Here is a 23945-nt window from a genome sequence, read left to right as displayed (position 1 = left end):
CTGCGATTCAAGGGATGGCCCCCAGCAACCGCGGCAGATTCGCCGCAGCCTGCTGCCTGCTGACAGAGAGGCGATGCAGCTGTACCAGTTTCTCTGTGTCGGTTTCTTGCAAGCCGCTGACCACCGCCGTCATAAAGTACAAACGCGACTGCCTGATCCAGCGGGCCAGGCCTTCATGTTCTCCCCAGCGTAGTTGGTTACCCAGGTAGACCGCCCACATTCTGATCCAGTCCGTGGGAACGTGAGGCGGGGGGACCATCGTGCAAAGCGCGTTCATTTGCGTTTGATCGGCCAGATGGCTTTCCACATAAGCGATCAAGGCCGCGCTGAACAAGGGTTGGCAGCTACTTACCATCAACAGGTTGATCTTGCTTCCGTCGAACACCTTCATTTCAGGCAGTGACGGGATGGCACTGGCGCTGCAGTCAATGTGCAGGGCATCTGGGCTCGTGGCGATGCTGCCTTGCTCGAGCACGATGCGCGTTGACTCGAGCACTCGCACCCGCCCCAGGCGCACAATGTTGTCGATGCGTCGAAGCTCACGTAACTCCGCCTGTGTGACGGTGGCGCAGCGGTAAGCAGTGGGTTCGACGGACTTGTCCAGGCGCAGGAGCTGGCCCGCCGCCTCAAGCCTGGAGAACAGGTCCGGGATCGAGTCTGCGGCTGCGATGGCCTCAAATTGTGCCGTGAGGCCGCCGATTGTTCGTTCGAAGCCATCGAGACCGGGTTGCAAGTTGGCCCGGTCGATCAACCACGGATCGTTCGGCATGATCCAGCAGATAGCTGCGGGCGCAACACCGTTTTGCAGCAACCACAGGCAAGCGTCGATCCCGGTCTTGCCCGATCCCACCACTACGTAGCCAGAGTGTGGGTGCTGGATCTTCGGCAGGTCGTTCAGTGGCACGCACTGCACGCCGGGCTCCACCCTGTACCTGGGCAGGTGGGTCGAGGGAACTGCTGTCTGGGCATGGGTGGCGTCCACCACCTTTTTGTACACCCGAACCTGATGGTTTACGCCGCTGACGAGCGAGGTAAACCGGTGGTCGTCAATGCGGTCGCCGGTGTAGTTGCACATGGGGAAGTAACGGATCCGACCTGACGGCAGAAACTGCTGATTCATCACCTGGTCGAAGTAGCTCACCACCTCGGCGCCGGAGGCTAGTTCATACAAGCCCTCGTTCAGTGCCGTCGTGTCTTTCGTTCCGCTGCCCAGTTCCCGCGAGTTGACGCCATAGAAGGCCGAGGGCTGGTGCAAACGGACAAAGGGGTAGGCATCATTCCAGTGCCCGCCAGGTCGACCGTGTCGATCCACCATCACGATGCGTGCATTCGTTTCCTTGAGTAGCGTATCGACGAAGGCCATGGCCATCGCGCCAGCACCGATGATCAGGTAGTCGGTTTCGATCGGATTTGCGTCCATATGGTTGCACCTTCCTGGAGGTTGCCCCTCCTTAACCTCCGAAGATTAGCCACCAATGCCGCGCGCAATAGAACGAATGCTCCTCACCCACATAACCAATGGAGTTAATGGCTGCAGCCTGAATGTCCATACTCAAGTCGGTATGCGCGAAGAAACATCCAACTACACGGCCTCCAATTGGATCAAAGCCAATACAGGAGAGCAATGGTATACAACCAGCCGATGCAGAGGGTGATAGTCAGGTAGACAATCACGAGCATCAGGGAGCGACTCCACATGATACTTACCTCCCATAACCACGGTTTGAGGCGCTTCAGGGGCGTCTGACAAACCGAATAAACACAGGTCAATCCGTACTACAGCATCCGCGCTGCTCCTGAATCGGCGGGCACTTCACCGTGCCGAATGAACAGAACACACAGCAGTCACCGGGGTTCGGGCGTAGCAGGGTTTTGCAACTGCCACATTCGTAGAAAAACTGACAGGCATCCGTGGGCATGGCTTCCTGCTTGGCGAAACCGCAATGCGGGCAGGTCAACACGGATTCGAGGATGACGGCGCTCATGGTTGCCTCATTTATGCACGGTGGAGGGATAACCCGCCTTCGTCGTCGCCTTGGTCAACGCCTCAGGCCCCGCCGATCTGTTGAGCCATCGTTTTCTCCATTGAATCGATCTAACCCAGGGTCACTTTACACTCCGTACCTGGGTACAGAATCAAGAGGCGTGTGATGGCGACCGGGCTGAGTATCGGCAAGTTGGCGGCAGCTGCCGGGGTGAACATCGAGACTATTCGCTATTACCAGCGACGCGGCTTGCTGGATGAACCGCCAAAGCCGCTCAGTGGTTATCGGCACTATCTACCGGAGCAGGTCAAGCGGTTGCGCTTCATCAAGAGGGCGCAGGCGCTGGGGTTCACGCTGGATGAGGTGGGCATACTGCTGAGCCCATGGCCAACGCAGCGCAATGTGGTCTTCGCTGGGCAATGCCAGTGGCCTGTTCTGCCTGTCGGCGGCTGCGATGCTGGGGTTGGGGGCGCTGCTTGCCAGCTCCGAAGGGTTGTTCAACATGGTAAAGATCGTCGGCGCCGGGTATCTGTTCTACCTGGGGGTGAGGCAGTTGCTCAACAAGACGCCGCTGCTGGCTGAAGGCATTCAGGAGGGGCAGAGCCTGCGGCCCACACGACTAAAACTGTACAGATCAGCATTTTTTACCGCGCTCTCCAACCCCAAGGCGACTCTGTTTTTTACGGCGTTATTTCCGCAGTTCATCGATCAAGGCGCAGCCCTGTTCCCACAATTTCTGATCCTGACCGCGATATTTATGGCGCTCTCGGTGTCGTCGTTGAGCCTGTATGCCGCGCTGGCCTCGCGTGCCAAGGGCGTGCTGGTACGACCCGAGTGGTCCCGCTGGGTTAGTCGGGTGGTGGGGGTCACGTTCATCGGATTTGGTGCTGCGATACTCGCTATACGTAGGCAGTCGGCCTAAGACATGAGTGCTGATGAATGGCCGCTATTGGCTGTCACGAAGGGCTGCTGTTGGCCGCTTTCTGCCTGTCGCGAAGGACTGAAAACGACCGACTCTGGTGAAAAAGTGGCTCCCCTGTCGCGCCTGCGGTATTGGCGATCGGGTGAATTTCGAGTTCCGGTCTGAGGGTGCAAAAGCCACGGTTGTGTCCATTGAGAAGGTGAAATAATCACGAGACGCTTATCCCCTTCCCACAAGATGTAGGTTGGAAGGGGGGGTAGCTATCGAGCGAGCCCGTTTGCAGGCTGTTGATGGTTACGTTGCAACTGGCGATGTTGTCTTGCCGGGCGAGTCCCGCGATGAACCCCGTCAGTCCGCTGTGCGCACCGTCCGTCAGACCAGACCCTAGATGGGTGATTTGACGGCGCTCAATGTGATGTTGATGATTCGAATTCAGCGAAGTTTTCGGCAATAGCAGTAAACAAATTTCTGGAGGGTTCCGAACGGAGTGTGATGTTTTTCCTTTTCATGCCCGAGCAATTCGAAAGGTGCACCAAACTCAGAGTGCAATTCGTCCGCGCTATAACGCCTCACAGGTAAACCGCTGCATTGGGTAGGCCCATCTTCTGCAAACGTGGCAACAATTACGTATCCACCAGGCTTTACAGATGTTAGTACTTTTTCGATATACGCCTGTCGCTCATCTGCAGTTGCAAGAAAGTGGAACACGGCTCGGTCGTGCCAGACATCATAGGTCTGAGGCGCAAGCGATACCCGAGTGACATCCCCCTCAATCCAGATGACTTTTTCTGCCTACTGCCCAAGCGGTGTTTTGCTGTGGCAAGCGCTGAAGCAGAGAGGTCAAGAACACTCAGCTGGGTAAACCCGTTCTTTATCAGGTCATCAACTTGGCCTTTAAAGCCCCAATTCCAAGGCCAGCAAGTCCGACATCGGCTGCGGGCGTCTAATCAATCTGGCTTGCCTTTGCTCGATCAATACTTCCGGTAACAGGGGGCGGCTGTTGTAATTGGATGACATAGAGGCGCCGTACGCTCCCGCATCGTGGATGATCAGCAAGTCGCCAACCAGCGCCTCGGGCAGCAAACGCGGCGTCACCCCTGCTTCATCCTGCGTAAAGATATCGCCAGATTCACATAGGGGGCCGCCCACCACGTAGTCGTGCTCAGGGCGATTGATGGGAGCCCCCTCGGCATCCAGCAAGGTCATGTGGTGATAGGCGCCATAAAGGGCCGGGCGCATCAGGTCATTGAAGCCTGCGTTCACCAGGATGAAGTTTCGGCTGCCGACTTTTTTGACCGCGCGGACTTCGGTCACCAGACAACCGGATTCGGCAACCAGAAACCGGCCGGGTTCGATTTCCATCCGTACCGGATGACCAAGAAACGCTTCGATGTCCTGTCGGGCCTGACGCCATGCGTTGGCATAACGCTGGATGTCTACCGGCTCCTCGCCTTCGCGGTAGGGCGTGGAAAGCCCCCCGCCAATAGAAAACGCTTCGATATCGTGGTCGAGCATTTTCACGGCCGAGACCATTGCACAGCCCACCTGCTCCAGATGCGCGTAATCCACGCCCGAGCCGATGTGCATGTGCAATCCCACCAGCTTCAGCCCGAACTGCCGAATGACGTCGAGCGCTTCGTGAACCTGCTCATGCCAGATGCCATGCTTGCTGTTTTTACCACCGGTATTGGTCTTGCGGCTGTGACCATGGCCGAACCCTGGGTTGATCCGTAACCAGACGCAATGACCCCTAGAGCGTTCACCCAGTTGGCGGAGCATGTCGATCGACCCGGTATTTACCTCGATATTCAACTCGACCACGCGGCGCAGAGTCGCATCGTCGAACAGATCACAGGTAAAGACGATGCCTGCTGGTGTGCCGGCCGGGCTGAAACCTGCCAATAGTGCCCGCTCGATTTCACCCAGCGAGACGGCATCGACCCGAACGCCTTGCTCTCGTATCAAGCGCAGGATGTGCAGGTTGGAACAGGCTTTTTGTGCGAATCGAACGGTCTCGAAGCACGCCAGTTGATCGACGCGCGCCTTGATGGTCTGTGCGTCATAACACCAGAACGGGGTGCCATGTTCTGTGGCAATAGCGGCTAACTGCTGGAAGTCGGGCTGGTTGGGCATAGAGATAGTCGATCTGATCTAGGGAGTGGAGACCATCATGCCGATTGCAGAGCATTCAATAAAATATCTTCTTTTTAGTTATCAATTCAGTTCTGATATGGCCTTCAAGCGATCAATGAAGGTTGGGTATGAACGTCTCGTTGCGGCATATCGAAGTTTTCCGAGCAATCATGCAAGCAGGCAGCGTCACGGGAGCGGCGCGCTTATTGTTGACCTCCCAACCGACGCTCAGCCGGGAACTGGCCCGGTTTGAAAGCCTTTCGGGTTTGCGCCTGTTTGATCGGGAGGGCGGTAAGTTGGTACCGACGGCTCAGGCAGTAATGCTGCTCGAAGAGGTCGAACGCTCCTATATCGGGTTGGAACGAATCAATAGCGTTGCGCAATCGATCCGTCGTTTCGAACATGGGCAACTCAGCATCACCTGCCTGCCGCTGTTTTCTCAGACGCTATTGCCCAACGTTTGCAAGCAGTTTCATCAGCAGCATTCGGGCATAGGCTTGAGTATCACCGCGCAGGAATCGCCCTTGCTCGAGGAGTCTCTCAGCGCACAGCGTCACGACCTCGGCTTGACCGAAAGTGAACATGTGCCAAGAGGCACCCGAGGGGAATTGCTCTTTTGTGCCGACATGGTCTGCATACTGCCAGAGGGGCATCCTTTGCTGTCCAGGTCGCTTCTGGCAATGGAGGACTTTCGCGGTGTCAATTTCATCAACCTGTCGGGCCTGGACATTTATCGTCAAAAGCTCGATGAGCACTTTCGTCTCGCTGGTGTCGATCGGCACACCGTGATCGAAACCACCAATGCCGCGTCGGTCTGTGCCATGGTCAGGCAACAATTGGGCGTGGCGATCATCAACCCATTGAGCGCCGTGCAAGAGTCAGGCAGGGGATTGGCTATTCGGCCAATCAACGTGTCCATTCCCTACCGAGTCATGCTGATAAGGCCTGATTTTCGACCTTCCTCAGTTTTCGTTGACGCCTTTTGCAAGGCACTGAGAGTTGAGGCGTTGAGTCTTGCCAGTGCCCTGGACAAGAGAATGGCGGGGGCCAGTCAGGTCGATACTCAGTAGGTTTTCTACATCCAGGTTTTGAACATAAGGAAGCCGGCAACCACAATGCATACAGCAGAAAAGCCCAGCTGTATCGATTTGGCGGGAATCCTGAGGGAGAGGACTCTTCCCAGCAGCATCCCGCTGACACTCGCAGCGATAAAAACGCCGCCCGTGACCGTTATGTGGGCTCCTGCATGAATGGCGCCTGTCACCGCAACAGCCGAGATCAAGGCGATAGTCATAAGTGAGGTCGCGACGATACCATGCATGCGGATGTCTGAAAGCTGTTGAAACGCAGGCACGATCAAGAACCCGCCTCCCACACCCAGCATCCCGGTGAGCAGCCCTGAAAGTGAGCCGACTACGGCAAGGCTTGCTGAGCATTTCGGTGTCCAGCGCAGTCGGCCGGTCTGAGGGTTGATCATGCAATTCTTTTCTTGCCAGCACTGCTGATTGTCGGCGGCCTTAGCCGAGTTGCCGTTCGCCTGTCGAATCATGCGTATCGCCACAATGACCATGACCATGCTGAACAGGGACGTCAGTACGGTGTTGGGCAGCAGATGGGCAAAGTACACGCCCAAACGCGAGAACACCGCCCCCAATAATGCCATCAGCAGGGCAGCCCGATAACGTACCAGACCTTTCCTCAGACCATCCACAGCCCCTACAGCTGCCGCTGCGCTGACGGCAAACAGCGCAACGGGCGCAGACTCAGTCATTGACCATCCCAAGCCGATCACTAGCGCCGGTACGGCCAGAATTCCACCCCCCGCACCCGTCAGGCCGAGAATGATGCCTATAGCGATCCCGAATATTCCACTCAGCAGCATGCTGGCTCCTCATTCGACCTTGGAGAGTTTGGTCAACCACTCACGGCCTTTGAGCATGCCGTTCCAGTAGAACCAGGGCAGGAACCGGGCCTTGAGGAACCATGCACTTTTTCGGGCAACCGTAGCGTCCAGGGGAAATGTGGGCAGCAGTTTCCCGCCGTAGCCGAACTCTGCCAGCACGACTTTGCCTTTTTCGACGGTCAGCGGGCATGACCCATAGCCGTCGTAGCGCAGCGGCATGGGCTGGTTGTCGCGTGCTGCCATGAGGTTCTCGGCGACGACGACGATTTGCTTGCGTGCAGCGGCAGCGGTCTTGGCGTTACTGGTGGAGCACACATCACCGAGCGCAAATACGTCCGGATAACGGCTGTGTTGCAGCGTCCCCGGATCCACTTCACACCACCCGGCGGCGTCGGCCAAAAGGCTTGTGCGGATGAAATCGGGGGCGACCTGTGCGGGGACGACATGGAGCATGTCGAAGGTCTTGGCCTGGCGAATGACTGCGCCGTGTTCGTCCTTGCTTTCAAACCAGGCTGTCCGGCTGGGGCCGTCAACTTTGACCAGGTTCGAGCCGAATACCAGCTGTGCTTGATACTTCTCGATGTATTTCATCAGGGGAGGGACGAAGGCCGGTACGCCGAACAGCGCTGCGCCAGCGAGATTGAACTCGACCTGCATATTCTGCAGAACACCTGATTTTTGCCAATGATCGCAGGAAAGGTACAGGGCCTTTTGCGGAGCGCCGGCACATTTGATCGGCATGCCGGGTTGGGAGAAGAGGGCCTTGCCTTTGCGTAATCCCTGCACCAGTTGCCAGGTGTAAGCGCAAAGGTCATAGCGGTAGTTGGATGTCACCCCGTTCTTGCCCAGGGTTTGCTCCAACCCTTCGATTTTCTCCCAGGCAAGCCTAAGCCCGGGACAGACGATAAGGTTTCGATAAGCGACGCTTTTGCCGTTACTCAGCTTTAGACGTTTTCCGTTCGGCAGGACTTCAACCACCGCAGCCTTGATCCAGGTGGCCCCGCGCGGGATGACGTGCGACATGGGCCTGACGGTCTTGCGAGCGTCATAAGCCCCTCCACCGACCAGCGTCCAGGCCGGCTGATAATAGTGCTGGTCATTGGGTTCGATGAGCGTGATCTGCAGATCGGGAGCACGCTTGAGCAGGCTTGCCACGACACCAATGCCTGCCGACCCGCCACCAATGACGACGACGTCGGCAGTGATATCGGGGCGTCCACGGGCATCTTCTGTCCCAGAGGCTGTTGCGTTTTGATTGAGCGTAGTCATCTGCATTCCATTTGATTGATTAAATGGGATATTTCAGTCGTTCTGCCTAAGTTCCGATATTCATTCAGAACATGTTGAGCGGTATCTTCAAATAGCTGATGCCATTGGCGCTGGCCGCAGGTGTCTCACCGGCTCGCATGTTGATCTGCACCGACGGCAGCAGCAGCCTGGGTTGGTTCAGGGTCTTGTCGCGCGCCGTGCGCAGAGCGACGAAATCAGCCTCGGCGATGCCCTTGCCGATATGGATGTTGTGCGCGCGCTCTTCGTCCACTGTGGTCTGGTGGCAGTAGGCGTCGCGGCCAGGCGCTTTGTAGTCGTGGCACATGAACAGTCGCGTGCTGCCCGGTAGCTGGAACAGACGGCCAATCGAGCGGTACAACTGGTGTACGTCGCCGCCAGGAAAATCGCAGCGGGCGGTGCCACAATCGGGCATGAATAACGTGTCACCGACGAAAGCGGCATCTTCGATCAGGTACGTCACGCAGGCCGGGGTATGGCCAGGCGTGTGCAGCACACTGACAGCCAGGGCGCCGACATGGAACGTTTCGTTGTCGGCGAACAAACGGTCGAACTGGCTGCCGTCCGGGCTCCAGTCATCGTCGGCGTCGAACAGCGTGGCAAAGGCCTTCTGCACCTGAGGAATACGGTCGCCAATGCCGATCTGTCCACCCAGTTGACGCTTGAGGTAGCGGGCAGCCGAGAGGTGGTCGGCATGCACATGGGTTTCCAGAATCCACTCCAGTGTTAGCGCGTTGGCGCGCACATGCTCGATAAGGAGTTCGGCACTTGAATACGAGATACGCGCGGCGGCGGCATCGTAGTCGAGCACCGGATCGATGATCGCGCAGTGCCGAGTCACCGGGTCGATGACCAGGTAACTGTAGGTACAGCTCTCGGCGTCGAAGAATTTCTCAACATGAAATTGCATGGTCATTGCCTCCATTCTCAAGGGGGCGGCCATCGAGCCTGCCCCCTGTACTCCATTCAGCAGGCTTGCGGCATACCACTCTCGACCCAGGGCGAGCGGATATCGGACAGGAATCGCTGCGCGCGAGGGTGTTCAGGGCGCAGGAAGAAAGACTCGGGCGTTGCTCGTTCGAGCACCTTGCCTTGATCCATGAAGATCACTCGATCGGCCACTTCACGCGCGAAACCCATCTCATGGGTGACGCACACCATGGTCATGCCTTCCTTGGCCAGGCTTTTCATTGCTTGAAGCACTTCGCCGACCATCTCAGGGTCCAACGCGGAAGTGGGTTCATCGAACAGCATCACCGGCGGGTTCATTGCCAATGCCCTGGCGATGGCCACGCGCTGTTGCTGGCCACCCGATAACTCGGATGGGTAAGCGCATGCCTTGTGGGCCAGCCCTACACGGTCCAGCAAGCTCATGGCCAGATCGTCCGCTTCCTTGGCACCCAGCTTGCGCAGGCGACGCGGAGCCAGCGTGCAGTTCTCGAGAACGGTGAGGTGGGGAAACAGATTGAACTGCTGGAACACGAAGCCAATACCGCTGCGCAAGGCGTTCACGCTGACGGAGCGATCATAGATATCCACGCCATCGATAAAGATATTCCCGCTCTGGATGGCTTCCAGCCGATTGAGCGTGCGAATCATCGTCGACTTGCCGGAGCCGGACGGACCGCAGACCACGACCACCTCACCCTTGGCGACGGTTTCGTTGATATCAGCCAGAGCATGGTAGCTGCCGTACCACTTGTTAACGTTTTTCAGTTTGATCATGGGATTAAACCTTTGCAGTTCGGACAGCGAGACGTCTTTCCAGCCAGAAGGCGAAGCGCGACAAGCTGAAACACATAGCGAAGTAAGTGAGGCCAAGTACGGCATAGACCTGGACCGGCTTGGTGAGCAACTGAGCACTGATCTGGGAGGCGACGAACGACACTTCCGAGAGGCTGATGATGTAACCCAGCGAGGTCTCCTTGATGGTGGAGACAAACTGATTCACCAGCGAGGGCAGCATGTTGCGAAAGGCCTGGGGCATGATGACCAGGCGCATTGTCGCCAGGTACGAAAAGCCGAGTGAACGGGAGCTTTCCATTTGCCCTCGAGGCAATCCAAGAATGCCTGCGCGAATGATTTCTGCGAGGTATACCCCATCAAAAATCACCAAGGCAGCCAGCATGGTGCCAAATTGCTCGGTGCGTTGACCGGTCAGGGTTGGCAGAAGGAAATAGGCCCAGAAAATCACCATCAGCAAGGGTGTGCCACGCAGTATGTACACCACGCTTGTGACCGGCACACGCAACAGCCGGTACGGGCTGATGCGGCAGAGCGCGAGCAGTACCCCGACAGGAAAGGCCAGCACCAGGGCCAGCGCTGCCAGGATCAGCGTCATTGCCAAGCCGCCCAAGGGGCCGTTTGGGTACTGGCCAATCAGGTAGAAAAGCCCGTAGTTGTGGATGATATCGAGCATCGTCAGGCACTCCGGACGGGATAGCGTTGCTGGTACCAGCTGGACAGCAGTGTGATGATGATCGAGACGCCGACATAACCTACCGTGGTAACGGCGTACGATTCGAAACCCCTGAATGTGGAGCTTTCCACCTGCTGGGCCTGATACATCATTTCAGCGACGCCGATCACCATGGCGATGCTGGTGTTCTTCCACAGGTTAAGTGTCTGGCTAATTAGCGGTGGCACTGTTACCCGCAGTGACTGCGGGAGGATGACTAGGCGCATGGTGCCGAGGAAGCCAAAGCCCAGGGTCCGGCCAGCCTCCATTTGTTCCTTGGGAATGGAACGCAAGCCGCTGCGGATGTCCTCGGACATGTAGGCTGCGGTGTAGAGCACCAGAGCGATAACCGCACTGACCGCTTCGATATTGTGTTCGTAGATCCATGTCTTGATCGGGGTTGGCAGCAGCTCCGGTGCCCCGAAATACCAGAACAGCATGTGTGCCAGCAGCGGGACGTTGCGTATCGCTTCCACATAAGTGATCGCGATTGCCCGGAGTGCAGCGTAAGGGGCCATTCGCAATACAGCGATGACGATTGCCAGCGGTAGGGCAATGGCCAGCGAGATCAATGCGAGTTGGATGGACAGCAGGAAGCCATTGATGAGCCACTCGTGATACTGCCCGGATAGCACAACCGATAAATCAAACGTATTCATAACTAGGCCCGTGGCCCGACCCCAAGGTCGGGCCCTCAATGAAGTTAGTTGATTTGGTCGGTTTCGATCTTGAATGAGCGGCTGGCGAATTTCATGTTGGTCTCAGGGCCAAACCACTTGGTGAAGAGCATCTCAGCCTTGCCAGACGACTCCAGATCGCGCAGCGTCTTGTTCACCTGCTCCTGGAAGGCGGGTTCTTCTTTTCTCAGGCCCAGCGCAATGTGCTCGGTGGACAGGGGCGTTGGGAGAATCCGAAAATCTTTTGCCGCATCACCCAGCTTGGCGAAGTTGCCGGCCAATGAGGTCTCATCGTTGGCGTAACCCAGTCCTTTGCCCTGTTGCAAGGCGAGCAGGGCTTGAGGGTTGCTGTCGAACGATACGATCTGGGCGTCAGCGATCTTCGCGCGGATGCTCTGCTCCATGGTGGAGCCTTTGATCGTCAAGATTTTCTTGCCGTCCAGTTGGTCGAGTTGATTGACGCCATTGTCAGTCTTGACCATGACTTTCTGACCCGTGATGAATGTCGAAAGGGAGAAGTTGATCAATGCTTCCCGTTCTTTGTTATGGGTCAGGGAGGCAGCCAGAAGATCGACACGGCCTTGTTGTAATTCAGGAATCCGTGCGGCGACGGTCAACTGCTTGAGTACCGGTTTGACCCCGATGGTCGCGGCAATGGCGTTGCACATGTCGACGTCGTAACCGACGATCGCGCGAGACGCTGGGTCCTTGATGTAACTGAATGGCTCGTCGGTGCCGAGCACACCACAGACTAACTCACCCTTGGCCTTGATATCGCTGAGTTGATCAGCTGCAGCAGAGAAGCTGGTTGCCAGCGTCAGTGCCAGTACTGCGGTTTTCCAGTGTTTTTTGAGCATGCGGTTCGTTTGCATTTTATAGACCTTATTGTTTGATAAACGGAACGCCGGTTTTCATGAAACGTCAGTGCAGTGGACCTCAATAGCCTCTTGTGGGTGGAGTGGGAATTTCTGTTATTCGACGTTGGTCGTGGGTAGCCGCACAAAGCCCGCATTCAAATCGGCGATCAGATCGTCGACATGTTCCAGGCCGATGGAGAGTCGGATCAGGTTCTCGCTGATGCCCAGGCTGATTTTCTGTTCATGGCTCAACGAGTTGTGCGACATGCTGTAGGAGTGGTTGATCATGCTCTCCACCCCGCCCAGGGAATCGGCCAATACAAAGATCGACAGCTGTTCGATGAAGGGTGCTATGGCCTTGCGATTGGCCTTCAATTTCAACGAGACCACTGCGCCGCCAGAACGCATCTGGCGTTTGCACAGCTCGTGCTGCGGATGGCTTTCCAGTCCGGGGTAGTACACCGCCTCTACCTGCGGGTGCTGGTTGAGGTAGCGAGCGATCTGTAGCGCATTGCTGCACTGGCGCTCCATGCGCACGTCGAGGGTCTTGAGCCCACGCAGGGCGAGGTAGCAGTCGAACGGTCCCTGGACTGCTCCAATGGCCATGCTGATGCCGCGCAGGCGGGTGAACAGTTGCTCATTGGCTGCCACCACGACTCCACCGATCAGGTCGGAGTGCCCACCAATGTATTTACTCGCTGAGTGCATCACCAGGTCGACGCCGTGCTCGATCGGACGCTGGTTCCAGGGTGAGCAGAAGGTGTTGTCGACGCAAGTCAGGATGCCGTGGGCACGGGCAAACTCTGTCACGCACTGGATGTCCACCAGCTGCAGCAGAGGGTTGGTCGGTGTCTCGATCCAGATCAGCCGGGTGTTGTCGCGGCGACTGGCGGCCAGTGCCTCAAGGTCATTGAGGTCGACGTAAGTGGTGGTGAGCCCGGACGTCTTGCTGCGGTAATCTTCCATCAGGCGGAAGGTGCCCCCGTAGACGCCCGCCATCACGATTACATGGGAGTCTTTGGGCAATAGCTCAAGCACGGTGGCGGTCGCAGCCAGACCCGAAGCGCAGGCCACGGCTCCAAAGCCATGCTCCAACTGCGCAATGCAGCTCTCATAGGCATGTCGGGTTGGGTTACCCACTCGTCCATAGGCGTAGTCTGGGTTGTCGTCAAGGCTGCGCTTGATGAACGAACTGGAGGTGACGATTGCCGGGAAAATGGTGTTGTCGGCATAGGTCGACTGTTCGCCAGCGTGGATCACTTGGGTCGAAAAGTTGCTCTTGTTCTGGCTCATAGTCAGTCGTGACTCACGTGTATTAAAGGTAGCAATCGAGTTGTTTCGCATAGGGTGTGATGTCGCCGATGTGGCGAGCGACCCAGTCGCGGTCGTAATAGGTGTCCAGATAGCGTTCACCGCTATCGCACATCAGGGTCACGATAGAACCCTGCAGGCCTTGCTCCTGCATCCTCGATGCGACTTTGAGCGCGCCCCACATGTTGGTACCGGTGGACCCCCCTGGCTTCCTCCCGAGTATTTTCTCCAGCCAATAAAGGGTGGCGATGCTGGCCGCGTCGGGGATCTTGAGCATGTCGTCGATCACATCTGGCAGGAACGACGGCTCGACCTGGGGACGACCGATGCCTTCTATGCGACTGCCTTTGCTGCCGGTAAGACTTGAGTCGCCTGTTCGATAGCTGTCATAGAAAACCGAGTACTCGGGGTCCACCACGATCAGTTGAGTGTCATGACCCTTGTAGCGGATGTAGCGGCCGATGGTGGCGGTAGTGCCGCCAGTCCCTGCACTCATGACCACCGCGTGGGGAATGGGGTGCGCCTCGCCGGTCATTTGCTGGAAGATACTGTCGGCAATATTGTTGTTGCCACGCCAATCCGTTGCCCGCTCGGCATAGGTAAACTGATCCATGTAGTGCCCTTCGCTTTCGCGTGCCAGGCGCTGCGCCTGGGCATAGACCTCTGACGAATGATCAACGAAGTAACAGTGCCCGCCGAGCAGCTCGAGCTGCTCTATCTTTTTGCTCGCGGTGTTGCGCGGCATGACGGCGGTGAAGCGCAGGCCAAGCATTTTGGCGAAGTAGGCTTCGGACACAGCAGTGCTGCCCGAGGATGCCTCGACCACATGGGTACCCTCTCGGATCTTGCCACTGCAAATGGCATGTAGAAAAAGCGAGCGCGCCAGCCGATGTTTGAGACTGCCAGTTGGATGTGTGCTCTCGTCCTTGAGGTAAATGTCGATGCCCTTCAACCCTGGAATTTCCAGCTTGTGGATGTGGGTGTCGGCGGAGCGCAGCAGATCGCAGGAGATACGGCTGACTGCTGTACGGATCCAATCGTTCACAGAGTTTCCCTCGCCCCGACAGGCGTCAACGGCATAAGGACCATCGCCTGAGGCGTGGCGAGTGTGGCGATGATCTTCTTCATTTTTGAGTGGCTCCAAGCACGGTTTTTATGGTGTAAATCCTACTGCCACCCACTCGAAATTTAATTTCCATTTCTTCAGTTCTTAGGCTATTTTTTAGAAAAAATTTCTACGAACTCACAAATAAGAAGAAAAAATGGATAGCTTTGATCGCCACATCCTCTCCCTCCTGCAACGCGATGCCGACATGCCTATCAAAGATCTGGCTGAAGCCGTCAACCTTTCAACGACCCCCTGCTGGAAGCGGATCAAGAAACTCGAGAAAGAGGGCTATATCAGGGCCAAAGTAGCCCTGCTGGACCCAGTGCTACTGGGTCTTGGGTTATCGGTGCTGGTGCAGGTCAAGACGCAGCGTCATGACAAGGTCTGGCTGGATACATTCGCCAAGACCGTGTCGCAGTTCGAGGAAGTGATGGCGTTCTATCGGATGTCGGGAGACTGGGACTATATGTTGCGCGTTGTGGTCAGCGACATTGCAGCCTATGACACTTTCTACAAGAAGCTGATCACGAGCGTCGACGGACTTTCCAACATCACATCAAGCTTTGCCATGGAGCAGATCAAGTACACGACGGCGCTGCCTTTGCCTCGATAATCTGCTGTTTTTGGCAGGTGCATCTGCCACAAAGCAATTTCTGACAGGACAGCGGTGTACCTGTTACAAGCCCGCGTCCTGCCCACCCATTCTGCTGCTACCGCTCTGGGAGTGGGACGATTACCGAAAGCGATACACGTTCCGACAACTTTCTATTGTTGGACGTCCATCGCCCCGAGGAATTTTGAGTACCTTCAGAGCGCCATTCCATCCAAATACGCTTTCTCATTATCGGGTTTTAACGAAATCGACCGTTTTGGAGAATGATATTTCTCATTCCACGAAAAACCTGACAAAAATTGAAAAAATCATACTCCCCCTTCTGATTACACTCTTTCCATCACAAACAGGCTCAAAAACGATGCCTACGAGGGCGGTGCGTTTATGAGCGATGAGTCTTGATCGCAAACTCAGAAAGGTGCGGCTTATGTCTTATTCCAGCTATCACAAAAAAACTATCGGAAGCCATGCGTTGCACCCTGAGACATTGATGATGTCTTATGGTTACGACCCGTTCCTCTCGGAAGGCGCAGTCAAACCACCGGTTTTCCTGACCTCCACCTTTGCGTTTCGCACGGCTGAGGAAGGTGCAGAATTCTTCGATGTCGTGTCGGGTCGTAAACCGATTCCGCAGGACTCATCAGCTGGCCTGGTCTACAGCCGCTTCAATCATCCCAACCTAGAAATCGTCGAGGACCGCCTGGCGCTGCTGGATGGCTCAGAAGCCGCCGCAATTACATCCAGTGGAATGTCCGCCATCAGTGCTGTTTTGTTTGCGTTTCTGCGCCCAGGCGATCAACTGGTGCAATCGGCACCGCTGTACGGTGGTACTGAGACCCTGATTAGCAAAATTCTCTCGGATTGGGGCATCGGCTCGCATGGTTTTGACGACGGCCTGTCCATGCAATCCATTGCAGATGCACTCGAAACTGCTGCCTGCAAGGGGCGAGTTAGAATTTGCTATATCGAGACTCCGGCTAACCCGACCAATGCACTGATCGATCTGGAAGGGTTGCGCAAGGAAATAGACGCTTTCGAAACGCGCCATAGCTACCGGCCATTCATTGTCTGCGATAACACCCTGCTCGGGCCTATCTTCCAGAAGCCGGTGAAACACGGTGTTGACCTGTGCGTGTATTCGCTAACCAAGTATGTGGGTGGACACAGTGACCTTGTTGCCGGAGGCATCACGGGCACCAAAGAGCTGATCAGCAAAATACGTAGCGTTCGCAGCTCGTTCGGCTCGCAACTCGATCCACATTCCTCATGGATGATCTCCCGCTCGATGGAAACGCTCGTCCTGCGCATGAAAGAGGCCGCAAGAACCGGCACTGTGATCGCTCGCTGGCTGGCCAGCAACCCCCACCAGAAAGTCGTCGTTCTGCATCCAGAGCTTATTGAGGATGGCAGCTATCAGGAGGTCTACCGCCGGCAATGCACGGGCCCTGGCTCAACCTTCTCGTTCGTACTGGACGGCGGTCGCGAACGGGCCTTCCGCTTTATCAACGCCCTGCATCTTTTCAAGTCGGCTGTCAGTCTCGGAGGCACTGAGTCCCTGGTTTGTCATCCAGCTTCGACCACACAATCGGGTGTGCCGCAGGCTCTGCGCAGTAAAGCAGGGGTGTCCGAGGGGTTGATCCGGATCTCGATTGGCCTCGAGCACGAGGAAGATCTGATCGCTGATCTGGATAATGCTCTGCGTCATTGCTGAGCACCTGAGGAAAACAATGAGAAACTGAAAAAATAGGCTGACGGGGGACTGAGTCTGAACAGCAAATGGTAGATATCAATCCCCCGAAATACTGGGTTCGCTGGAGGTGTTTGATACGTCGACCTGTCCACCAGCACGAGACATTGTACTGCTGACTGTGGTCGGCTTGCTGGTGACAGTGGTCATACCTTCGGAATATGCCGCTGATCATCCTTGCCCAAGAGGCCTTGGCGGATGCAGCTCCGCCGCAAGCAATAGCTCCAGCTCCAGCTCCAGCTCCAGCTCCAGCTCCAGCTCCGCAGATTGCGCAAATCCAACCCGCTGTACAACCTGCAACTCAGCCAGTCCGAAAGTCGACTCAGCACTAAAAACAGATCAAATACCCGCTCCAACAGAACCTCAACTATCTACGCGGCTGTGCCGGACTACTTCCATAGTTCTTTCCTGCGAACCTGAATGTAGAACACTAGTCAATTCATACCCCCCCGCAGCACGCTGCATTTCCATCGCGCGTAGTAAGTTGATGGAGTGAACGACTGCTACTGGCCGATTGCTGCCTGTCGTTAAGGGCTGATTTCGACTGTGGATTCAACCGAAAGCAATCGGTTGCGGTCAGCTGATTTCGGCCTGGGCTGACTCATCGTAAAGATCGTCAGATCAACAGTAAGGTGGGGTCGCCCACCTCTTGATACTGCAGTTTTCAGTACGATTTAGTGATGTTTTACGGCTCTAATCCGCATCAGTATGTGTAAAAGTATGAGTGCTGCGACGGGCGCAATTACAATCACGGCGGACCTTGGTGACAAGTCGACTCCCAGCAGATGGACGCCCGAATACAGCAATTTCAACAAGCTCAGCACGTAGTACGTGATGGCAATAATGGAAAGGCCTTCAACCGCCCGCTGAATCTTGATCTGAGCATCGGCCCGGGCGTTCAGGCTTTTCAGGATTTCGGCGTTCTGTTCTTCCATCTCTACCTGTACGCGCGCCTGCAAAAGGTCACCTAGATTGGCCACGCTCTTGGCCAGCACATCGAGCCGTTGTTCCGTCACGGCGCAGTACCTTACCGTCGGTTTGAAGCGTCGCTCAATGAAGATTCCCAGGCGCTGGTAGTCACCTGCGCGATTCTCCCGCAATTCTGCCAGTCGTTCGAATACGAGCTGCGCGTAAGCTTGTGTGGCACTGAAGCGATGCCGGTGCCTGGCTGAGAGACTGACGACTTTGGCCGACAACGCTGCAATTTCTGAAAGCAGTTTTTTTGCATTGCTGGAGTCGGGCGCAGCGTTTCGCTCCGACAGGTCGACCAGGGTTCTATCGAAGGCATCGAGTTGCGAGCTCAATTGCTTCGCTGTTGGAAGCGCAAGCGAGGCCATCATGCGATAGGTTTCAATCTCAAGTAGCCGGCGAATCATTCGACCTTGGCGGTAGGCGTTGAGGTGAGTGTTGATGAACAAAAATCTGTTTTCACCGCATTCGCTCAGCCGGAAGTCGCTCCACACCGCCGCATCGCCACCCCCGATGGACGAGCCGCACGGGTCCTTGAATCCGTACACCGCGTGATCCCCCTCCCATGAGTCATGGTTGCGCACCACAATTTGCACGCTGTTGATCAGCAGCTGGGGGTAAGGGCTGATCTTTGCTGCCAGGGCCTCAGGCAAGGAAGTCCAGTGCGGGCGATCCGTGGTCGCGGTGACGACGTAAGTAAGGGTAAAGAACTCCGCATGTCGCTCCCATTTCAGCCAATGCTCGTCAAGCCTGGTGATGCCTTGGGGGATTTCACCACTGACCGGTTCGTCGTAGAGGCTGTTGAGCAGTGCCTGTCGCTCATTGTCGCTGCCCATGACGGCCAGGTGAAAAACATAAGCCGGCTCGCTGAAGTACAGGGAAGGGCGGGCGTGCAGTTCGTCATGAAGCGTATGTCGTAACGGGTGCATAGTGCTTATGCCTTGAGCGCTGAGTCTCTGCTGCAGACAATGATGCCCAGGGCAAAGTGAGTCAGGGCATCCGTGAGTTTTTGTTCCGGGACGTCAATGATTTGCCAGAGGGACTGTCCGTAAAGCATGCCGATGACGGCCTCTGTGATCAGGCCTGTGCGGTCACTGATGCAGCCAGTTTCGCCACACTCGGCGGAAACGATGGCCTTCAGCAGGGTGGCGTAGCTGCTCTTCAGCTGATTGATCTCCTGTTGTTGCTCATCGCTGAGGTTGACGAACTCCCGTGTCACCAGCATTAGCCGATGTTTCTCGGTCAGGTTGAACACCACAAATGCGTGCACAAAGCGCTGGAGACGGTCGCGGTGCGTCCGGGCTCCCCGCATGCGGCGCTTGGTACCGGCCAACAGGTCGGAGACCGCGCCTTCGATCAGTTCGAACAACAGGCTTTGTTTGTTCTCGATATGGTTGTACAGCGAGCCGGCATGCAGCCCCAACTGGCCAGCCAGGTCACGCAGGCCGATGGCCTGGTAGCCGCGCGTTGCAAAGAGTTCCAGTGCTACATCGAGCAGGCGGTCGCGGGCACTCGGGACGGGGTGCTTTGGTGTGTTTGCGGCAAGCATAGGAGGTCAGGCGCTCTGCGTTGAGAGAGGTGCAGTGGCGGTCCTGCTGGACCGCCCTGCCGTGAGTGTGTAATCAGGCTGGATTGGCTTCTTCCGGAAGAATCAGCTGCGCGGGAATCCGTTGCGTCGAGTTACGCGCCACCCAGTAGTAAATGAGGGCTGGTACGGTTAGGCCGATCAACCACGAAATGTCCGTCCCACCCAAGGTTTCAACCAAGGGGCCGGTGTAGAAACTGGTGGCAATGAAGGGCATCTGAATCACTACGCCGAGGGCGTAGACTGCTATGCCGGTGACATTCCAGCGTCCGTATCGACCATCCGGATTGGAGAGGGCGGGGATGTCATAGCGCTCCTTGGTCACCAGATAAAAGTCAACCAGGTTGATGGCGCTCCAGGGCGTGAAAAAGGCCAGCAGGAACAGGATGAACGCTGAGAAGTCATGAAGGAACGAATGCCTCCCTAACAGCGCCAGCGCAGTGGCGAATCCGACCATGACCAGGATGTAGATCAACCGCACGGGTTTGGAAATTTCCTGGTTGCCTCTGAAACCGCTGATGATGGTAGCCAGAGACATGAAACTACCGTAGGCGTTGAGCGTGGTAATGGTCACCTTCCCGAACACGATACTGAAAAACAGCAGTGACGCGACGACGCCGCTGGCCCCCATGCCGACGATGTAGGACACCTCGTGGCCGGCAAACTGATCACCCGCCAAGGCGGCGACGAATACACCGAAGACCATGGAAATTTGAGTGCCGATCACTGAGCCCAGGCCCACAGCCAAAAAGGTTTTCCAGGCTGAAGTCTTTCTCGGCAGGTAGCGCGAATAGTCAGCGACATAGGGGCCGAATGCGATCTGCCAGGAAGCAGAGAGTGATATTGCCAAGAGAAAACTGGCCAGTGAAAAGTGTCGATTTCCAAGCAGCTCGCTGATGTCATGAGCTGACAGCAAGCGGTAGAACAAGTAGAAGAAAGACACCACGCCAATTAGGCTCGACAGGCGTCCGATCAAGTGGATAGTCCGATAGCCCAGCACTGTGAGCACAACGATCATCACCGCGAAAATCAGGATGCCAGCGGCGTCACTGACATTGACCAGTTGACTGATGGCCTGGCCCGCAAGCACCGAGCCGCTGGCAGAAAAGCCCACGTACATCAGGCAGACCAGGACGATAGGGATAACGGCGCCGTAGACGCCGAATTGCACGCGACTGGAGATCATCTGCGGCAGGCCCAACTGGGGGCCCTGAGCGGCATGCAGCGCCATGATTGCGCCGCCCAACAGTTGCCCGATCAACAAGCCAATCAGCGACCAGAACACATCGCCGCCCAATACGACAGCCAGTGCACCAGTGACGATCGCAGTGACTTGAAGGTTGGCGCCGAACCACAGGGTGAACTGACTGAGCAGCCGGCCATGGCGCTCGGACTCAGGTATGTAATCGATGGATCGCCGTTCTATATACGTCTTGCGCTGCGCACTTTCTTTGGTGGCGGACATGGCAGTTCCTCTCGGGCGTCGTACCGTACGACAGCCTTCTCGTGGGGGAGTGACTCAGGGGAGGGCCTGTTAAACAGGCCCGGTTTTTCGCTCGATCAGCGCTGGGCGTCGAGCAAGCTTCGCGAAATGATGATTTTCTGCACTTCGGACGTGCCTTCGAAAATGCGCAGGATCCGTGCGTCGCGTACGTAGCGTTCCAGTGGAAGGTCGCGGATGTAGCCATAACCGCCATGGAGCTGGAGCGCTGCATCGGTGATGAAACCGGCGCATTCGGCGGCGACCAGTTTGGCGGTGGCCGAGTCCAGGCTGAAGCGTTCACCGCTGTCGCGGCGGGCGGCGGCTTTCCAGGTCAGCATGCGGGCACCTTCCAGCTGTGCATACATGTCGGCGAGACGCCACTGTGTGCCTTGGTAGGCGGCAAGCGGCTTGGGGCCGATCTGCCGTTCGCGGACCCAGTTCAAGCTCGCTTGCAAGGCGGCATTGGCGATCCCCAAGGACATGGCCGCCACTTCAACGCGACCCCGGTCCAGCACCGCCATTGCCGTGTTGAAGCCGGCACCTTCGATGCCCAGCAATGCCGATTCGGGCAACCAGCAGTCCAGGGCCAGCTCATAGATCGTGCTGCCACGCAGTCCCATGGTTTTTTCCGGACTGGAGAAGCTGATCCCTACCGTTCCCTGGGGAATCATGAAGGCGCTGATGCCCTTGTGACCGGCTTCAGCGTCGGTCTTGGCATAGAGCACAATGAAGCCTGCTTCGCGGGCATTGGTGATGTAGTGCTTACTGCCGCGCACCCGCCAACCGCCATCTTCACGCTGCGCACGGCAGCGCATGTCGGCCGGGTTGGAGCCTGCTGCCGGCTCCGTCAGTGCGAAGGCGCCGAGCAATTCTCCGCTCGCCGCGCGAGGTAGCCACTCCTGTTTCTGTTCTTCGGTGCCGCCGATCAGGATCGAATCGGTTGCCAGGAAATGCGCAGTCAACGCCGATGCAGTGGAGGCGCAGGCGCCAGCCACGGCTTCAACGACGCGGCTCATGGCCAGGCTGCCAATGCCCAGTCCGCCGTACTCTTCGGGCAAATTGATACCCATGCCACCCAGCTCGGCCAACGCCTGCAGGCTTTCGGCACAGAATGTCTCGGTTTCGTCGTAATGCTGGGCGCGCGGCTGGATCACCTCGCGAGCCAGTTTTTCAGCGGTTTCGACAACGGCCAATTCGACCTGATCTAATTCAAAGTTCATGGGAAAGCTCCTGTTTGTTCAGTCCGAAAGCATGGTTGTCGGCGCCGAGGCGTGGGGCGTGAGTGACTGCGTGGGGTTTGCGGCCATTGAAGAAAACAGGTTGCGGTACCAGCGGTTGCGCGGAGCCTTCGGGGTGAATCAGCAACTGTCGTACCTGGGCCTGTTCGCTGCTGGCGGCCTGGGCGAGGTTCCACACCGGGGAGGACGGCACGCCCGCCTCGAGCAGGATGTCGCAGACCTGATCAACGCTGAGTCGCTGCGTCCAGGCTTCGATTTCGGCTCGAAGTGTGGGCTCGTTGAGTGTGCGTTGCGGGTCATCGGCAAAGCGTGGGTCTTTGCCAAGTGCTGGCTTGCCCAGGCATTCGCATAACCGTTGGAAGAGCTTGTTGCTCGCCACGGCGATGACCACCTGGCCGTCCGCGGCGCGGTAAGTGTCAAAGGGGGTCGAAACCGGGTGGCGGTTGCCCACCAACCCAGGCGCAACGCCATTGGCGAAGAGATTGGACAGGCCGGTCATTTGCAGGCTGAACAACACATCGAACATGGCGACGTCGATGTACTGGGCGCCGGGTGCATGCCGTTCGCGAGCGAATAGCGCGGAGCTGATGGCCCACGCCGCATAAACGCCGGCGCAAAGATCACCGATGGCTTCGCCACTGCGTGTAGGGCCTGTCTCTGCAAAACCTGTGACGCTCATTAGCCCCGACATTGCCTGGGCGACGATGTCATAGGCCGGGTTAGCCGACAGCGGACCATGCTGGCCGAAACCGGAAATGCTCGCGTAGATCAGCTTGGGGTTGTATTGCTTGAGGGTATCGAAGTCGATACACAGGCGACGTGTCACGCCGGGACGAAAGTTTTCCACGACGACGTCCGCGTCACGGACCAGCTCATATAGCCGGGCACGATCAGCAGTGGACTTGAAGTCCATTTCGACACTGCGCTTGCCGCGATTGATCAGGCCAAAATAGACGCTCTCGCCATCCTTGAAGGGGCCCAGGTGGCGGCTGTCATCGCCGTGGTCAGGGACTTCGAATTTAATGACGTCGGCGCCCAGGTCAGCGAGCATGGCCGTGCAATGCGGACCGGCCAAAACGCGGCTCAAGTCCAGCACGCGAATGCCTTGGAGTTGTTGGGTAAACGGACTGCTGCTCATGGTGCAGGCTCCTCGATTCCGGGGCTTAGACGTTGCCGATCATTGGTAGGTTGAGGCCTTGTTCCTTGGCGCAGTCGATCGCGATCTGGTAACCCGCATCAGCGTGACGCATGACACCGGTGGCCGGGTCGTTGTGCAGCACGCGAGCGATACGCTCGGCCGCTTCGTCAGTGCCGTCGCAGACAATCACCATGCCCGAGTGCTGGGAGAAGCCCATGCCAACGCCGCCGCCGTGGTGCAGGGACACCCAGGTCGCGCCGCTCGCGGTGTTCAGCAGAGCGTTGAGCAGTGGCCAGTCGGACACGGCGTCGGAACCGTCCCGCATCGATTCGGTTTCGCGGTTAGGGCTGGCCACCGAACCGGAGTCCAGGTGGTCGCGGCCGATCACGATTGGTGCGGACAACTCGCCGCTGCGCACCATTTCGTTGAACGCCAGACCGAGCTTGGCGCGCAGGCCCAGGCCAACCCAGCAGATACGGGCCGGCAGACCCTGGAAGCTGATACGTTCGCGGGCCATGTCCAGCCAGTTGT

Annotated in this window: 21 protein-coding genes and 4 pseudogenes; 5 read left to right on the top strand and 20 right to left on the bottom strand. The window is 57.1% G+C overall.

Annotation, left to right across the window (positions count from 1 at the left end):
- Positions 1–7: 7 nt before the first annotated feature.
- Together KGB07_RS20805 and KGB07_RS20800 are read right to left on the bottom strand one after the other, a co-directional pair.
- Complete coding sequence (locus KGB07_RS20805; RefSeq protein WP_223466426.1) at positions 8–1420, bottom strand: NAD(P)/FAD-dependent oxidoreductase; 1413 nt, start codon at positions 1418–1420, stop codon at positions 8–10.
- Between the two features lie 346 nt (positions 1421–1766).
- Positions 1767–1985, bottom strand: coding sequence for a GDCCVxC domain-containing (seleno)protein (locus tag KGB07_RS20800; protein WP_046043110.1), 219 nt, complete (start codon positions 1983–1985; stop codon positions 1767–1769).
- A 165-nt stretch (positions 1986–2150) separates the two neighbouring features.
- Here KGB07_RS20800 and KGB07_RS20795 point away from each other — a divergent pair.
- Both KGB07_RS20795 and KGB07_RS20790 read left to right on the top strand, forming a co-directional pair.
- A pseudogene (locus KGB07_RS20795) lies at positions 2151–2366 on the top strand (MerR family transcriptional regulator); the annotation flags it as partial.
- Positions 2365–2907 (top strand): annotated as a pseudogene (locus tag KGB07_RS20790) (LysE family translocator); the annotation flags it as partial. The pseudogenes KGB07_RS20795 and KGB07_RS20790, both read left to right, overlap by 2 nt.
- Before the next feature lie 259 nt (positions 2908–3166).
- On the opposite strand, the pseudogene KGB07_RS29610 reads toward KGB07_RS20790, so the two are convergent.
- The 3 genes and pseudogenes from KGB07_RS29610 to lysA form a co-directional block, all read right to left on the bottom strand.
- Positions 3167–3336, bottom strand: a pseudogene (locus KGB07_RS29610) (3-oxoacyl-ACP reductase); the annotation flags it as partial.
- Between the two features lie 3 nt (positions 3337–3339).
- Complete coding sequence (locus KGB07_RS20785; protein ID WP_223466439.1) at positions 3340–3681, bottom strand: class I SAM-dependent methyltransferase; 342 nt, start codon at positions 3679–3681, stop codon at positions 3340–3342.
- A 120-nt stretch (positions 3682–3801) separates the two neighbouring features.
- Positions 3802–5040, bottom strand: coding sequence for a diaminopimelate decarboxylase (gene lysA / locus KGB07_RS20780; RefSeq protein WP_263287104.1), 1239 nt, complete (start codon positions 5038–5040; stop codon positions 3802–3804).
- A 128-nt stretch (positions 5041–5168) separates the two neighbouring features.
- Here lysA and KGB07_RS20775 point away from each other — a divergent pair, with 128 nt between their 5' ends.
- Positions 5169–6110, top strand: coding sequence for a LysR family transcriptional regulator (locus KGB07_RS20775; protein ID WP_046043106.1), 942 nt, complete (start codon positions 5169–5171; stop codon positions 6108–6110).
- A gap of 5 nt (positions 6111–6115) precedes the next feature.
- Here KGB07_RS20775 and KGB07_RS20770 read toward each other — a convergent pair whose 3' ends face one another.
- From KGB07_RS20770 to KGB07_RS20730, 9 genes are all read right to left on the bottom strand, one after another.
- A complete protein-coding gene (locus tag KGB07_RS20770; RefSeq protein ID WP_046043104.1) occupies positions 6116–6922 on the bottom strand; it encodes a sulfite exporter TauE/SafE family protein in 807 nt (268 codons plus the stop codon).
- A gap of 9 nt (positions 6923–6931) precedes the next feature.
- Positions 6932–8212: an FAD/NAD(P)-binding oxidoreductase gene (locus KGB07_RS20765; protein WP_046043103.1), complete on the bottom strand. Its 1281-nt coding sequence runs from the start codon at positions 8210–8212 to the stop codon at positions 6932–6934.
- A 64-nt stretch (positions 8213–8276) separates the two neighbouring features.
- Positions 8277–9140 carry an MBL fold metallo-hydrolase gene (locus KGB07_RS20760; protein WP_223466425.1) on the bottom strand — a complete coding sequence of 288 codons (864 nt, stop codon included), beginning with the start codon at positions 9138–9140 and terminating at the stop codon, positions 8277–8279.
- A 56-nt stretch (positions 9141–9196) separates the two neighbouring features.
- Positions 9197–9955 carry an amino acid ABC transporter ATP-binding protein gene (locus KGB07_RS20755; protein ID WP_046043102.1) on the bottom strand — a complete coding sequence of 253 codons (759 nt, stop codon included), beginning with the start codon at positions 9953–9955 and terminating at the stop codon, positions 9197–9199.
- 4 nt (positions 9956–9959) lie between these two features.
- Positions 9960–10649, bottom strand: coding sequence for an amino acid ABC transporter permease (locus tag KGB07_RS20750; protein WP_046043100.1), 690 nt, complete (start codon positions 10647–10649; stop codon positions 9960–9962).
- Positions 10650–10651: 2 nt separating this feature from the next.
- A complete protein-coding gene (locus KGB07_RS20745; protein ID WP_046043099.1) occupies positions 10652–11347 on the bottom strand; it encodes an amino acid ABC transporter permease in 696 nt (231 codons plus the stop codon).
- A gap of 44 nt (positions 11348–11391) precedes the next feature.
- Positions 11392–12237: an ABC transporter substrate-binding protein gene (locus KGB07_RS20740; RefSeq protein WP_223466424.1), complete on the bottom strand. Its 846-nt coding sequence runs from the start codon at positions 12235–12237 to the stop codon at positions 11392–11394.
- Between the two features lie 99 nt (positions 12238–12336).
- Positions 12337–13515: a trans-sulfuration enzyme family protein gene (locus KGB07_RS20735; RefSeq protein ID WP_080925383.1), complete on the bottom strand. Its 1179-nt coding sequence runs from the start codon at positions 13513–13515 to the stop codon at positions 12337–12339.
- A 22-nt stretch (positions 13516–13537) separates the two neighbouring features.
- A complete protein-coding gene (locus tag KGB07_RS20730; RefSeq protein WP_046043096.1) occupies positions 13538–14578 on the bottom strand; it encodes a PLP-dependent cysteine synthase family protein in 1041 nt (346 codons plus the stop codon).
- A gap of 217 nt (positions 14579–14795) precedes the next feature.
- On the opposite strand from KGB07_RS20730, the gene KGB07_RS20725 reads away from it, so the two are divergent.
- Together KGB07_RS20725 and KGB07_RS20720 are read left to right on the top strand one after the other, a co-directional pair.
- The gene (locus KGB07_RS20725) at positions 14796–15254 is read left to right on the top strand and encodes an Lrp/AsnC family transcriptional regulator (protein WP_046043095.1); all 459 of its coding nucleotides are present in this window, start codon (positions 14796–14798) and stop codon (positions 15252–15254) included.
- Between the two features lie 427 nt (positions 15255–15681).
- Positions 15682–16965, top strand: coding sequence for a cystathionine gamma-synthase family protein (locus KGB07_RS20720; RefSeq protein WP_046043094.1), 1284 nt, complete (start codon positions 15682–15684; stop codon positions 16963–16965).
- A 710-nt stretch (positions 16966–17675) separates the two neighbouring features.
- On the opposite strand, the gene KGB07_RS20715 is transcribed toward KGB07_RS20720, so the two are convergent.
- From KGB07_RS20715 to KGB07_RS20690, 6 genes and pseudogenes are all read right to left on the bottom strand, one after another.
- Positions 17676–18899 (bottom strand): DUF3422 domain-containing protein, encoded by a 1224-nt coding sequence (locus tag KGB07_RS20715; protein WP_223466423.1) that lies wholly within the window; start codon positions 18897–18899, stop codon positions 17676–17678.
- A 5-nt stretch (positions 18900–18904) separates the two neighbouring features.
- Entirely contained in the window at positions 18905–19519 is a 615-nt protein-coding gene (locus KGB07_RS20710) for a TetR/AcrR family transcriptional regulator (RefSeq protein WP_223466422.1), read from the bottom strand.
- 73 nt (positions 19520–19592) lie between these two features.
- Positions 19593–21020 carry a purine-cytosine permease family protein gene (locus KGB07_RS20705; protein WP_223466420.1) on the bottom strand — a complete coding sequence of 476 codons (1428 nt, stop codon included), beginning with the start codon at positions 21018–21020 and terminating at the stop codon, positions 19593–19595.
- 95 nt (positions 21021–21115) lie between these two features.
- Positions 21116–22258 carry an acyl-CoA dehydrogenase family protein gene (locus tag KGB07_RS20700; protein WP_223466419.1) on the bottom strand — a complete coding sequence of 381 codons (1143 nt, stop codon included), beginning with the start codon at positions 22256–22258 and terminating at the stop codon, positions 21116–21118.
- Positions 22248–23327 (bottom strand): CaiB/BaiF CoA transferase family protein, encoded by a 1080-nt coding sequence (locus KGB07_RS20695; RefSeq protein ID WP_411741540.1) that lies wholly within the window; start codon positions 23325–23327, stop codon positions 22248–22250. The genes KGB07_RS20700 and KGB07_RS20695 overlap by 11 nt, the downstream gene beginning before the upstream one ends.
- Before the next feature lie 112 nt (positions 23328–23439).
- A pseudogene (locus KGB07_RS20690) lies at positions 23440–23945 on the bottom strand (urocanate hydratase); the annotation flags it as partial.

This window comes from Pseudomonas sp. GL-RE-26, from assembly GCF_019956275.1.
GTDB classification, from domain to species: Bacteria; Pseudomonadota; Gammaproteobacteria; order Pseudomonadales; family Pseudomonadaceae; genus Aquipseudomonas; species Aquipseudomonas grandcourensis.
Note: the sequence above shows the minus strand (reverse complement) of the source record. Positions and strands in the feature narration are given on the sequence as shown.